12 protein-coding genes are annotated in these 13,240 nt (G+C 72.6%); 9 read left to right on the plus strand and 3 right to left on the minus strand.

What is annotated here, in order from left to right:
* Positions 1-201 precede the first annotated feature (201 nt).
* The gene (locus tag AB0399_RS38600) at positions 202-1,299 is read right to left on the minus strand and encodes an AsnC family transcriptional regulator (RefSeq protein WP_366414461.1); all 1,098 of its coding nucleotides are present in this window, start codon (positions 1,297-1,299) and stop codon (positions 202-204) included.
* A gap of 118 nt (positions 1,300-1,417) precedes the next feature.
* Here AB0399_RS38600 and AB0399_RS38605 point away from each other — a divergent pair, with 118 nt between their 5' ends.
* Both AB0399_RS38605 and AB0399_RS38610 read left to right on the plus strand, forming a co-directional pair.
* On the plus strand, positions 1,418-2,878 hold the full coding sequence (locus tag AB0399_RS38605; RefSeq protein WP_366414462.1) for an MFS transporter: 1,461 nt from the start codon (positions 1,418-1,420) through the stop codon (positions 2,876-2,878).
* A gap of 155 nt (positions 2,879-3,033) precedes the next feature.
* The gene (locus AB0399_RS38610; protein WP_328463879.1) at positions 3,034-3,600 is read left to right on the plus strand and encodes a DJ-1/PfpI family protein; all 567 of its coding nucleotides are present in this window, start codon (positions 3,034-3,036) and stop codon (positions 3,598-3,600) included.
* 106 nt (positions 3,601-3,706) lie between these two features.
* Here AB0399_RS38610 and AB0399_RS38615 read toward each other — a convergent pair whose 3' ends face one another.
* Positions 3,707-3,973, minus strand: coding sequence for a protealysin inhibitor emfourin (locus AB0399_RS38615; RefSeq protein WP_329369605.1), 267 nt, complete (start codon positions 3,971-3,973; stop codon positions 3,707-3,709).
* A gap of 5 nt (positions 3,974-3,978) precedes the next feature.
* Entirely contained in the window at positions 3,979-5,118 is a 1,140-nt protein-coding gene (locus AB0399_RS38620; protein WP_329369606.1) for a M4 family metallopeptidase, read from the minus strand.
* A 300-nt stretch (positions 5,119-5,418) separates the two neighbouring features.
* On the opposite strand from AB0399_RS38620, the gene leuA reads away from it, so the two are divergent.
* The 7 genes from leuA to AB0399_RS38655 all read left to right on the plus strand — a co-directional run bounded on the left by leuA (position 5,419) and on the right by AB0399_RS38655 (position 13,145).
* Positions 5,419-7,191 carry a 2-isopropylmalate synthase gene (gene leuA / locus AB0399_RS38625; RefSeq protein ID WP_329369608.1) on the plus strand — a complete coding sequence of 591 codons (1,773 nt, stop codon included), beginning with the start codon at positions 5,419-5,421 and terminating at the stop codon, positions 7,189-7,191.
* A 176-nt stretch (positions 7,192-7,367) separates the two neighbouring features.
* On the plus strand, positions 7,368-8,003 hold the full coding sequence (locus AB0399_RS38630; RefSeq protein ID WP_366414463.1) for a hypothetical protein: 636 nt from the start codon (positions 7,368-7,370) through the stop codon (positions 8,001-8,003).
* Positions 8,004-8,283: 280 nt separating this feature from the next.
* Positions 8,284-8,985, plus strand: a complete 702-nt coding sequence (locus AB0399_RS38635) for a TerB family tellurite resistance protein (RefSeq protein ID WP_328463862.1) — start codon at positions 8,284-8,286, stop codon at positions 8,983-8,985.
* Between the two features lie 491 nt (positions 8,986-9,476).
* Complete coding sequence (locus tag AB0399_RS38640; RefSeq protein ID WP_366414465.1) at positions 9,477-10,730, plus strand: sensor histidine kinase; 1,254 nt, start codon at positions 9,477-9,479, stop codon at positions 10,728-10,730.
* Entirely contained in the window at positions 10,727-11,419 is a 693-nt protein-coding gene (locus AB0399_RS38645; RefSeq protein WP_366414464.1) for a response regulator transcription factor, read from the plus strand. Before AB0399_RS38640 ends, AB0399_RS38645 begins: the two co-directional genes overlap by 4 nt.
* A 49-nt stretch (positions 11,420-11,468) precedes the next feature.
* The gene (gene recO, locus AB0399_RS38650) at positions 11,469-12,215 is read left to right on the plus strand and encodes a DNA repair protein RecO (protein ID WP_329369614.1); all 747 of its coding nucleotides are present in this window, start codon (positions 11,469-11,471) and stop codon (positions 12,213-12,215) included.
* 132 nt (positions 12,216-12,347) lie between these two features.
* Positions 12,348-13,145, plus strand: a complete 798-nt coding sequence (locus tag AB0399_RS38655; RefSeq protein WP_328463856.1) for an isoprenyl transferase — start codon at positions 12,348-12,350, stop codon at positions 13,143-13,145.
* Positions 13,146-13,240 lie beyond the last annotated feature (95 nt).

Here is a 13,240-nt window from a genome sequence, read left to right on the forward strand (position 1 = left end):
GAGGCGTTGGCTCGGCGCGCAGGGCGGTGTGCTCGGTCTCGCGGACGGCGGGCGGGGCGGCCCGGCTTGGGGGTTTGGGGCTGGGCGGCTTGGTCTGTGCGGCTCCTTCCGCGGCAGAACGCCGGGCGCGGGGAACTGCGCGACCAGCCCTCCACCGGGCGGGAGGTGGGGAGGGGGCGGGGCCCTCGCGGCGGGAATCGCTTACGCGGCGTAGGGGCCGGGTCCCTTGAGGAGGCGGTGGATGGGGGCGGTCTCGGTCCGGCGCAAGCCGGGCAACGCGGCGACGGGCCCGGTGAGATAGCGGTAGAGGGCCTCGGGGTCCTTGCAGCTGACGGACGCGTAGATGTTGGTCGCCCCGGTGGTGGCCGCCGCGAACGCGACCTCGCTGTGGTCCGCGAGGGCGGCGCCGACCTCGGCGAGCCGGGCCGGTTCGACCTCCAGCCAGAGCGCGGCGCGCAGTTCGGACTTGAACAGGCCGTTGCCGAAGTCGAGGTCGTAGTAGAGGACGCCGGCGGAACGCAGTTCGGACAGGCGGCGCCGTACCGTGCTCTGCGACCAGCCGGTGACGGCGGCCAGTTCGGCGGCGGAGGTCCGGCCGTCCTGCGCGAGGGCGTCGCACATGAGGTGGTCGCCGGGCCCGAGCGGGACGGGGTCGGCGGGCGGGCCGGTCGGGACGCCGGCCGGGCCGCGGGTCGGGTTGCCGGGCGCGTCCGGGGGCGTCAGCGCGGCGATCTCGTCGGGCGTGAGCGCGCTGCTGCGGCTGACCGGGCTGAGGTCCTTCCCGAAGAACATGTGCAGCATCGCGTGCGCGGTCACCTGCACCACCCGCGGGGTGCGCGGGAGCTTCTGGAGCAGCAGCGTGTCGTCGTGGCCGGGCGCGGCGGCCTGGGTGAGGCAACTGATCTCGGTGCCGCCGGAGATCAGGTTGACCCAGCGGGTGTCGGTCCTGCGGGCCAGCGCCGCACCGATCGAGCCGGCCGCGTCGGGCGTGCAGCGCACCCGGACCATCCAGGGGGTCAGCCCGATCCGCAGCGGGTCGGCCAGGCCCAGCACCCGTACGGTCTTCTCGCGGCGCAGCCGGCCGTAGCGGCGGGCGACGGTCTGGTCCGAGACGCCCAGCACCTCCGCGAGCCGGCTGAACGGGGCCCGCCCGTCGATCTGGAGGGCGTGCACGAGCCGCCGGTCGAGCAGGTCGAGACCGGCCAGCGCGCTCCAGACGGTGTCGGTGTCGGTGGTCGCGCGCGCGTCGGTGTCGATACCAGTGTCGATGCCGGGGTCGAAATCGGTGTCGGATTCCATCACCACAGCCTAGGTTCTGTCGAAATGCGCCGCCAAGGCGGTTCTGGCTGGGGAGCGGAGCGGCGTTTGCCCGATGGTGAGGTGATCACATCACGCGAACCCGAACGGAGTCCCACCCATGCGCAAGTGGCTGCCACTTGTGGCGATCTGCCTGGGCGCCTTCATCCTGCTGGTCGACGTCACCATCGTGAACGTCGCACTGCCGAGCATGGCGTCCGACCTCCACGCGTCCTTCACCTCCCTGCAGTGGGTGATGGACATGTACGCCCTGGCGCTGGCGGCCCTGCTGCTGGCCGCCGGGTCGCTGGCCGACCTGTTCGGGCACCGGAAGCTGTACGCGATCGGCCTGGTCGTCTTCGCCATCGCCTCGCTGGGCTGCGCGCTCGCCCCGAACGCCGCCGTGCTGATCACCTGGCGGGGGGTGCAGGGCGTCGGCGGTGCGGCGATGTTCGCGACGTCGGCGGCGCTGGTCGCCGCGACCTACCACGGCCGCGACCGCGGTGTCGCCTTCGGCGTGTGGGGCGCGGTCAACGGTGCCGCCGCCGCGCTCGGCCCGGTGCTGGGCGGTCTGCTCACGCAAGGTTTCAGCTGGCAGGCGATCTTCCTGGTCAACCTGCCGATCGCGGTGGTCGCCATCGTTCTCACGCTGCGGGTGCTGCCGGCCGGCAAGCGCGGCACCGGACGGCTGGACGTGCCGGGCGCGGTCCTCTTCACCGTGGCCGCGGCGGCGCTGACGTACGCGCTGATCCGTGGCGGCGACCACGGCTGGACCGACGGTCTGACGCTTGGAGCCTTCGCGCTGGCCGTGCTGGCCGTAGTCGGGTTCGTGGTCGCCGAACTGGCCACCGCGCACCCGATGCTCGACCTGTCCCTGCTGCGTCGCCCGACCTTCTCCGGGCTGCTCGGTGGCGCCGTGCTCTTCCAGGCGGGCGCGTTCGGCGGGTTCGTCTACATCTCGCTGTGGTTGCAGAACATCCTCGGCCTCAGCCCGATCCGCGGTGGTCTCGCGCTGATGCCGCTGGCGGTGGCGTCCTTCGTGGTGGCCGCGGCGGCCGGGAAGCACACCCACCGGTTCTCGCCCGCGCTGCTGGTCGGTGGCGGCCTGGTGCTGGTCGGTGTCGGCGCGGGCATCATGTGGCAGTCGGTGTCCGCGGGGTCGCACGCGTCCTCGCTGTACGCGGGGCTCGCGGTCATGGGTGTGGGCGTCGGCCTGTCGACGCCGGTGCTGGTCTCCACGGCCGTGGAGGCGGTGCCCCCGAACCGCGCGGGCATGGCGGGCGGCGCGGTCAACACCTTCCGCCAGCTCGGGATGAGCCTCGGCATCGCGCTGTTCGGCTCGATCTTCACGTCACGACTGCGGGACGTCACGCGTCACGGCGGCAGCGTGCGGGCCGGATACGCGTCCGGGTTGGACCGGATCTTCCTGGCGAGTGCGCTGGCCGCGCTGGCGGGCGGAGTGCTGGTCTTCCTCACGGTTCGCCGCTCCCGGGGTGACGGGACCCCCCAGGGTGCCCCTGCCCCCGAGCCGCGGGACCTCGCGGTCGAGGGCGGCTTGTCACCCAGTTCCCCCCGCCCCTGACCTTGCACGGCCCCTCCGGGGTGGGCGGGACCTGGCGGGGTGGAGCTGGTTGCGCCGTTCGGGGTGGATGGGGCGTTATCCGAGGCGGGGGTGGGGCATCGTGGGGGAGCCGGCGCCGAGAGCGGCGTGGGGGAGTGAGTGGAAGGGACCTGACGATGACGGTGAAGATCCTTCTGGTGACCGGGGACGCTGCCGAATCCCTGGAAGTGCTCTACCCGTACCAGCGGTTGCAGGAAGAGGGCTACGCGGTGGAGATCGCCGCGCCGACCCGTAAGACGCTCCAGTTCGTGGTGCACGACTTCGTGGACGGCTTCGACACGTACACCGAGAAGCCCGGCTACACGTGGCCCGCGGACCTCGGCTTCGACGAGGTCGACCCGGCCGGGTACGCCGCGCTGGTGATCCCGGGCGGCCGGGCGCCGGAGTACCTGCGCAACGATCCGCGGCTGCGCCGGATCGTGGCCCACTTCTTCGAGGAGGGCAAGCCGGTCGCGCAGATCTGCCACGGCCCGCTGATCCCGGCCGCCACGGGGTCGCTCACCGGCCGTCGTACGGCGGCGTATCCGGCGCTGGAGCCGGACGTCGTGGCGGCCGGCGCGCAGTACGAGGACGGTGACGGCGTGGTCGACGGCCGACTGGTCTCCGCGCGGGCCTGGCCCGACCATCCGGTGTGGATGCGCGAGTTCGTGGCGGTGCTGCGGAAGGTGGCCCCGGCTGCGTAGATCCGGTCGGTGGGGGCGGCCCCTGCGGGTGGCAGGGGTCGCCACTGTCGCCGGTGCGCTTACGCGTGCGTGGCCGGGTCGGTACGGGCGGGGCGGCAGGCGGTGGTCACGCGCCCTCGTGCAGGACCGCGGTGATCAACTCCCGTTGGGCGGGGGTGAGTCCGGGGTCGGCGCAGCGGACTTCGCGGGTGTCGACCGTGAGGGTGTAGGTGAAGCCGTCGGGGACGGGGGCGCGCGGGTGGTCGCCCGGAGGGGTGAGGGCGGCTCGGGCGAGGGCTTCGAGGTGGGGCGCGTCGGGGTGGTCGGCGGTGTCGAGGGTGGCCCGCCGGGGGATGCCGGCGAACCCACCGGAGCGGACCACCTCGATACGCACGGGAGTTACGCCTCCTGGGTCTGCTCGCCGGGCTGCTGGCGCGGCAGTTCGGCCGAACCGGTGGAGCCGGAGGAGCCGGAGGAGCCGGAGGAGCCGGTGACGCCCACCGTGGTCCACGCGGACCGCACCGCCTGGTACTGCGCGCCCTCACCGTAACGCGCCTTCGCCGCCGCGGCCGTGGCCTCGGCGAAAGCGGCGAAGTCCGTGTCGGAGGCGAGCGAGCCGCCGGTGAGGGTGTCGTACCAGATCTGCCCGGCCTGCTCCCAGGCGTGCCCGCCGAGCGAGGCCGCGGCGAGGTAGAACGCGTGGTTGGGAATGCCGGAGTTGATGTGCACCCCGCCGTTGTCGTCCGGGCCCGAGACGTAGCCGGCCATGGTGCCCGGCTGCGGGTCCTTGCCGAGGTGCGGGTCGTCGTAGGCGGTGCCCGGGGCCTTCATGGAGCGCAGCGCGACGCCGTGCACGCCGGGGGCGAGCAGCCCGGCGCCGATCAGCCAGTCCGCCTGGTCGGCGGTCTGCCCGAGCGTGAACTGCTTGATCAGGCTGCCGAAGACGTCGGAGATCGATTCGTTGAGCGCGCCGGACTGGTCCTGGTAGTCGAGGTTCGCGGTGAACTGGGTGACGCCGTGGGTCAGTTCGTGGCCGATGACGTCGATGGGGATGGTGAAGTCGAGGAAGATCTTGCCGTCTCCGTCGCCGAAGACCATCTGCTCGCCGTTCCAGAAGGCGTTGTTGTAGCCCTCCAGGTAGTGCACGCTGGCGGTCAGCGGCAGCCCGTGGCCGTCGATGGAGTGCCGGGCGTACGCCTTGAGGTAGGTCTCGAAGGTGGCGCCGAGCCCGTCGTAGGCGCGGTTGACGCTGGCGTCCCGGGACGGCTTCGCGCCCTCGGCGCGGACCTTGCGCCCGGGCAGGTCGTCCTTGTGTTTGGCGTCGTAGATCGTGCGCTGCGGCTGGTCGGCGGGCGCGGCCGGGGCGGCGGCGGACGGGGCGCCGCCGGGTGGTCCGACCACCGCGTTCAGCCGCCGCCGGGTCCGCTGCCGGGCGTCGTGCTCCAGGGTGTGGCGGGCAGTCGCGGACAGCTCCGGGTCGTCGGACCGGGCGAGGCGGTCCAGGATGTGCGGCGGCACGATCGTGCAGAAAACTCCCATGACCGGAATGTGTCAGCTCGGGCACTGTGTGTCACCATTTTCCCGTTCACACCACGGAAAGGAGGGAATCGCGCGGACCGGGGTGGACGCCCCGGTCGTCTTGCATGCTGAGAGGAAGTACGCACCGGCTGCGACTTCCGTCCGCGGTTCGGCTAGGGTCGGTCTCATGCGTTTCGGGCTGCTTCTCCTTAGCTGCCGCGGCGAGGGCCTGTAGTCGTAGGCCGACCCCCTCCCCGCGGAGTTTGGGCGTTCCCAAGCCGTCGGCCGCCCCGAGCGGACCCCCGAGGAGAGCCACCCCCGATGAACTCGCAGCCCAGCAGCAACCGCGTCGGCCGTGCCACGCCCATCACCGCCGAGACCGTCACGCAGCGCGCGACCTCGATGCCGATCCACAAGTACGGGCGGTACGAGCAGGTCGACATCCCCGACCGCACCTGGCCCGACGCGCGCGTCACCAAGGCCCCCCGGTGGCTGTCCACCGACCTGCGCGACGGCAACCAGGCACTGATCGACCCGATGTCGCCGGCCCGCAAGCGGGAGATGTTCGACCTGCTGGTGCGGATGGGCTACAAGGAGATCGAGGTCGGCTTCCCCGCCTCCGGCCAGACCGACTTCGACTTCGTGCGCTCCATCATCGAGCAGGACGCGATCCCGGACGACGTGACGATCTCCGTCCTCACCCAGTCCCGCGAGGAACTGATCGAGCGGACCGTCCAGTCGCTGGTCGGCGCCCGCAAGGCGACCATCCACCTGTACAACGCGACGGCGCCGGTCTTCCGGCGGGTGGTCTTCCGCGGCAGCCGCGACCAGGTGCGGCAGATCGCGGTGGACGGCACCCGGCTGGTGGTGGAGTACGCCGACAAGATCCTCGGCCAGGACACGGTCTTCGGCTACCAGTACAGCCCGGAGATCTTCACCGACACCGAGCTGGACTTCGCGCTGGAGGTCTGCGAGGGCGTGATGGACGTCTGGCAGCCCGAGGACGGCCGCGAGATCATCCTGAACCTGCCGGCCACCGTCGAGCGCTCCACCCCCTCCACGCACGCCGACCGGTTCGAGTGGATGTCGCGGAACCTGTCCCGGCGCGAGTACGTATGCCTGTCGGTGCACCCGCACAACGACCGCGGCACCGCGGTGGCCGCCGCCGAGCTGGCGCTGATGGCCGGGGCGGACCGGATCGAGGGCTGCCTGTTCGGGCAGGGCGAGCGGACCGGCAACGTGGACCTGGTCACGCTGGGCATGAACCTGTTCAGCCAGGGCATCGACCCGCAGATCGACTTCTCGCAGATCGACGAGATCCGCCGCACCGCCGAGTACTGCAACCAGATGGAGATCCACCCGCGCCACCCCTACGCGGGCGACCTGGTCTACACGTCCTTCTCCGGCTCCCACCAGGACGCCATCAAGAAGGGCTTCGAGGCGATGGAGGCCGACGCGGCCGCCCAGGGCAAGACCGTCGACGAGATCGAGTGGGCGGTGCCCTACCTGCCGATCGACCCCAAGGACGTCGGCCGCTCCTACGAGGCCGTGATCCGGGTCAACTCGCAGTCCGGCAAGGGCGGCATCGCCTACGTGCTGAAGAACGACCACAAGCTGGACCTGCCGCGCCGGATGCAGATCGAGTTCTCGAAGATCATCCAGAACAAGACCGACACCGACGGCGGCGAGGTCACCCCGGCGCAGATCTGGTCGATCTTCCAGGACGAGTACCTGCCCACCCCGGAGCACGCCTGGGGCCGGATCGCGCTGCGCTCCGCCCAGACCTCCACCTCCAGCGACGGCACCGACGCGCTGACCGTGGGCGCCGAGGTGGACGGCGTGCCGACCACCCTGACCGGCACCGGCAACGGCCCGATCTCGGCGTTCTTCGACGCGCTGGCCGCCGTCGGGGTGGACGCCCGGCTGCTGGACTACTCCGAGCACACCCTCAGCGAGGGCGCGTCCGCGCAGGCCGCGTCGTACATCGAGTGCGCCATCGACGGCCGCGTGATGTGGGGCATCGGCGTCGACGCCAACACCACCCGCGCCTCGCTGCAGGCCGTCGTCTCCGCCGTCAACCGCGCGGCCCGCTGATCACCCGTCAATTCCGCGTGATCGCCGGCCGCCGTTCCGGTCGTCGTCCGGGTCCGTTCCGGTCCCGGCCCGACGCCCGTCAACGTACGGCCGGCGCTCACGCACCCGGGTGATTTCCCGCGGTCGGCCGATGTCCGCGCCCGGCTCGCGGCCACCGCGTTCCTACGGTGGCGGGCATGCCCCTGAAACCCATGTCCAGAACGCGTACGTCCGTCGGGCGCCGTACCGCCCCGCGGCGCGCAAGACCCGCATTCGCGCTTCTCACGGCCGTGGCCGCCGCCCTGCTGGCCGCCGCCCTGCTGGCCGCCGCCACGGCCGGGCCCGCCACCGCCCGCGCGGTGGACCCGGCGCCGCCCCCGCCCGTACCCACCCCCCAGCAGACCGCGCAGGCGCGGCCCGCCGGCGAGCAGGCGTCCGAGGTGCTCTCGCACGCCCACTGCGTGCTCACCCTGCACCGCGCGGACGCCCCCACCGCCCGCTGCGGCGCCGCCGCCGACACCCGTGAGGCCCGCTCCGGCACCCTGCTGATGACCTGGTACACCGGCGCCGCGTACACCGGCGGGGCCACCGACATCCGCAGTGACACCGGGCGTTGCGACGCCGGCGGGGTGGGCGTCTTCGGCATCTCCGACAGCCTCGGCCGCAGTTGGGACCACGCGGTCTCGTCCTTCCGGGACCACGGCGGCTGCGCGGTCGTCGAGGGCTGGGACGGCGCCGGATACCGCGGCGAGACCCGTGTCTGGGTCGGCGACCAGCCCTACCTGGGCGCCGACTGGGACAACCGGATCTCCTCGCTCGTGGTGCACGGCTGAGCAGGAGGGCGGGCGGCATCCGCGGCATCCGCGAACCGGCCGGACCACCGGAATCAGCTGAACCGGCGGCACCGGCCGAACCAGCGGAAACGGCCGGGCCGTGCGCCGGACCACCCGCCGCAACGGCCACCGGAACACCCGCCCAGGTGAATTGCCCTCGTACGCGGTACTGACTGGACCTGTCCACTGTGGCTAACATCACGCTGTACGGCACCGTGGCCGCTGCGCACGTTCGGGCCGTTGCGGATGCGTACCGGGACGAGGACGGCCGGAGGGTGCGATGAGACTGGGGCCTATCTGGGGTGTGCGCACGGCCTGGCACACCGAGGACGACGGCGAGTTCTACTGCCCCGAGTGCGGCGGCGACCGCGCGTACCACCGCAGAACCGGCACCCGCAGGCTGACGGTGCTCAACGTGCCGCTGTTCGCCCGGGGTCCGGCCGGCACCGTCATCGAGTGCGCCGCCTGCCACCAGCAGTACGGCTCCGAGGTGCTGCTCTGCCCGACCACCACCCGCTTCGCCGCGATGCTGCGGGACGCGGTGCACACCATCGCGCTCGCGGTGCTCACCGCGGGCGGCGGCACCGCCAGGTCGACCCGCGAGGCCGCGGTGAGTGCGGTGCGCGCCGCGGGCTTCAGCGACTGCACCGAGGACCAACTCCTCGGCCTGCTCGCCGCGATCGTCGCCGACGAGGGCCGGTTCCGCCGCTCCGACGAGCTCGGTCCCGACTCCTTCGCCGAGGCCGTCGACGGCTGCGGCAGCTGGCTGTCGATCGAGCTGCACGAAGCGCTGGAGCCGCTCGCCGACCACCTCGCGCCCCAGGGCCGCGAGCGGGTGCTGCTCGAAGGCGCGCACATCGCGCTCGCCGACGGGCCCTACCTGCCCGCCGAGCGGGACGTGTTGGAGGCGATCGGCCGCTGCCTGTCGCTGCACACCGACCACATCGACCGCCTGCTGAAGGCGGCCGCGACAGCTGCGTGACGCCTGCCGCGGGCTTGGCCGTGTTGAGGACCGTCGGCCCGGCCCCGGCCGGCGGCACTGTGGTGACCATGCCGGTGGCGTGGCCACGGTTCGCGGTGGGGTTGGCGCTGGGGGTTGCGTCGGCTTGATGGTGGGCGGCGGCTTGCACGCTTGTGGCCGGTCGGCCTTGATGCTGGGCGGCGGCTTGCATGCCTGTGCTTGGTCGGCCTGATGCCGGGGGAGCCCGCCGGGGCCTGGGGACACGGGTGCGGCTACTCCCCGCGGAGTAGCGGGTCTTCGCCGGTCGCCCCGGGGAGTAGGGCGTTCTCGGCCGCGGGCCCGACGAGGGAGGCGCCGTCACGGCGGGAGGGTGGAGTACGCCGCCCGCTGTCACGGAGGATGTCCGCGTGCCCTCAGAATCCGCGCTGCTGTCGCTCTTCACGGCGGGCGTCTCCGGACCCCCGCGCCCGAAGGTCTCCCGGAACGACGTGGCGCTCGCCGCCCTGATCCTGGTGGACCAGACGGTCGTGGCCGCGGTGCTGCCCGAGGGGACCGGCAGCCACCGTCCAGACGCGCTCGGCTGGACCCTGCTGACCGCCAGCGCCGTGGTGCTGGTGTGGCGCCGCCGGACGCCGATGCTGTGCCTGCTGGGCATGGTGGGCGTCGTCGCGCTGTACCACTACCTCCAGTACATCCAGATCGCGCCGATCCCCTCCAGCATCGTCGCCCTGTACGCGCTGGCCGTCGCCGGGCCGCACCTGCGCACCGTGCTGACGGTGCCGGTGGTGGTCGGCGCGATGCTGGTCATCATGTCGACGGTCGGCAAGCAGCACGAGGCCGCCACGATGCTGCAGAGCGCCGGGTGGATTCTGGCGGTGCCGGCGGCCGGCGAGGGCGTGCGGGTGCACCGCAACTACGTGGCCGCGGTCACCGAGCGCGCGGAACGCGCCGAGCGCACCCGGGAGGAGGAGGCCGCCCGCCGGGTCGCCGAGGAACGGCTGCGGATCGCCCGCGACCTGCACGACCTGCTCGCGCACTCCATCACCCTGATCGGCGTCCAGACGTCGGTCGCCGCGCACGTCCTCGTCGCCGACCCCGACCGGCTCGACCGCACCGCGGTCGCCTCCGCGCTCGACGCCATCGCCGACACCTGCCGCGAGGCCCGCGCGGAACTGCGCACCACCCTGCGCGTGCTGCGCGCCGACGGCGACGGCCCCCTCCCGTCCCTGGCCGGCATCCCCACCCTCACCCGGGCCGCCGAGGCCACCGGCGCGAAGGTCCACCTCGCCCTCGACCTCGCAGGGCCCGAGGTGCCCGGTCAGGGGTGCCCCAGTGACCGGCCCGCCACCGGCAGGTGGTCCGGCGAGGGGCAGCGCGACCCAGGACCCGCGGTCCAGGCCGCCGCCTACCGCATCGTGCAGGAAGCCCTCACCAACGCCGTCCGCCACGGCGCCACCGCCCCCCGCATCACCGTCGCCGTACATCGCGAGGGCGACCGCCTGAGGCTGCGCATCGAGGACGACGGACCGCACGCCCGCCAGGCCCCGCCCCCGCACCGCACGGAAGGCTTCGGCATCGTGGGCATGCGCGAGCGGGCCCGCAGCGTCGGCGGCACCCTCACCGCGGGCCCCCGCACCGACGGCCCCGGCTTCGCCGTGCACGCGGAACTCCCGCTCACCCCGCCAGGGCAGCCGGAACCCAGCCCGCAGGAACCGACCCCGCAGGAACCGGCGGAGCCCCTCGCACCCCAGGGAGACCAGAGATGACCGAGTCCACGCCGATCCGGGTCCTGCTCGCCGACGACCAGAACCTGGTGCGCGCCGCGTTCGCGATGCTCGTCGAGTCCGCGCCGGACATGGTGGTGGTCGGCGAGGCGGGCAACGGCCTGGAAGCCGTCGAGATGGCCCACGGCACCCGCGCGGACGTGGTCGTGATGGACATCCGCATGCCGGAGCTCGACGGCATCGAGGCGACCCGCAGGATCGCCGCCGACGACGACCTCGCGGGCGTGCGGGTGCTGGTGCTGACCACGTACGACGACGACGATCACGTGGTCTCCGTGCTGCGCGCGGGCGCGTCCGGCTTCATGGTCAAGGACACCCGGCCCGCCGAACTCCTGGACGCCATCCGCACGGTCGCCGCGGGTGACGCGCTGCTGTCGCCCGGCCCGACTGCCCGCCTGATCGCCCGGGTGCTGCGGCTGCCGGACCGCCCGCTGCCCAGCGCGCCCGGCCCGGCCCTGCTGGCCTGCCTCTCCGACCGGGAACGGGAGGTGCTCACCCTGGTCGCGCGCGGCCTGAACAACAACGAGGTCGGCGAGGCGCTGGGCCTGAGCCCGCTCACCGCGAAGACCCACGTCAGCCGGATCATGGGCAAGCTGGGCGCCCGCGACCGCGCCCAACTGGTCATCTCCGCCTACGAGTCGGGCCTGGTCGCGCCGGGCACGGAGCGCTGACGGCGAATCGTTCCCCCGGCCCGCGCCGCCGTAGGCGAGAATGGTCGGCATGAGTCTGTTCCGCGACGACGGCATCGTGCTGCGCACCCAGAAACTGGGCGAGGCGGACCGGATCATCACCCTGCTGACCCGCAGGAACGGCCGGGTGCGCGCGGTGGCCCGCGGGGTGCGGCGCACCAAGTCGAAGTTCGGCGCCCGGCTGGAGCCGTTCAGCCACGTCGACGTGCAGTTCTTCACCCGGGGCGGGGAGCTCGTCGGCCGCGGCCTGCCGCTGTGCACGCAGGGCGAGACCATCGCCCCGTACGGCGGCACCATCGTCACCGACTACGAGCGCTACACCGCGGGCACCGCCATGCTGGAGACCGCCGAGCGCTTCACCGACCATGAAGGGGAGCCGGCCGTGCAGCAGTATCTGCTGCTGGTCGGCGCGCTGCGCACCCTCGCCGCGGGCGAGCACGAGCCGCGGCTGGTGCTGGACGCCTTCCTGCTGCGCTCGCTCGCCGTCAACGGCTACGCGCCGAGTTTCGACGACTGCGCCCGGTGCGGAATGGCCGGGCCGAACCGGTTCTTTTCGGTCGGCGCGGGAGGAGTCGTCTGCGGCGAGTGCCGGGTGCCCGGAAGCGTCGTACCCTCACGGGAGGCACTGGAACTGCTCGGCGCGCTGCTGGGCGGTGACTGGGAGACCGCGGACGCCTGCGAGCCGCGCCACTGCCGTGAGGGCAGCGGGCTGGTGGCGGCCTACCTCCAGTGGCATCTGGAGCGCGGACTGCGGTCGCTGCGCTTCGTGGAGAAGTAGGCACCGCGCGGCGCCGTACCGCGACGCAGCGCACCGCACCGCACCGCACCAGCACGCACGACAACGCACCGCACCGCACTGCACCGCATGATCGACGACGACCTGCCACGACCTGTCGGGAGACGTACCACCATGGCACGACGCGGGATTCTCACCCGTCACCGGAAGACCTACCGCACGCCCGACGCCCACCCCTCCGGCGCGCATCCGCCGAAGATCCCGGGCGAGCTGGTCCCCAAGCACGTCGCCATCGTGATGGACGGCAACGGCCGGTGGGCGACCGAGCGCGGGCTGCCGCGTACCGAGGGCCACAAGGTCGGCGAGGGCGTCGTCCTCGAAGTGCTCAAGGGCTGCCTGGAGATGGGCGTCAAGAACCTGTCGCTGTACGCCTTCTCCACCGAGAACTGGAAGCGCTCGCCGGACGAGGTGCGCTTCCTGATGAACTTCAACCGCGACGTGATCCGCCGCCGCCGCGAGGAGATGAACGAACTCGGCATCCGCATCCGCTGGGTGGGCCGGATGCCGAAGATGTGGAAGTCCGTGGTGCACGAACTCCAGATCGCCCAGGAGCGGACGGTCGACAACGACGCGATGACGCTCTACTTCTGCCTGAACTACGGTGGCCGCGCCGAGATCGCCGACGCCGCGCAGGCGCTCGCCCGCGACGTCGCCTCGGGCCGGCTCGACCCGTCCAAGGTCAACGAGAAGACCTTCGCGAAGTACCTCTACTACCCCGACATGCCCGACGTGGACCTCTTCCTGCGGCCCAGCGGCGAGCAGCGCACCTCCAACTACCTGCTGTGGCAGAGCAGCTACGCGGAGATGGTCTTCCAGGACGTGCTCTGGCCGGACTTCGACCGCCGCGACCTGTGGCGGGCCTGCCTCGAATACGCCCAGCGCGACCGCCGCTTCGGCTCCGCCCAGGCGTAAGGGTCGCGCCCCCAAGAAGCGCGGGGAACCGCGCGAGCAACCACCACACGGGGGGGGGGGGGGCCCCGCCCAACACCCCCGGGGTGTTTTAAGAG

This window comes from Streptomyces sp. NPDC088194 (assembly GCF_040702025.1).
Lineage (GTDB): Bacteria > Actinomycetota > Actinomycetes > Streptomycetales > Streptomycetaceae > Actinacidiphila.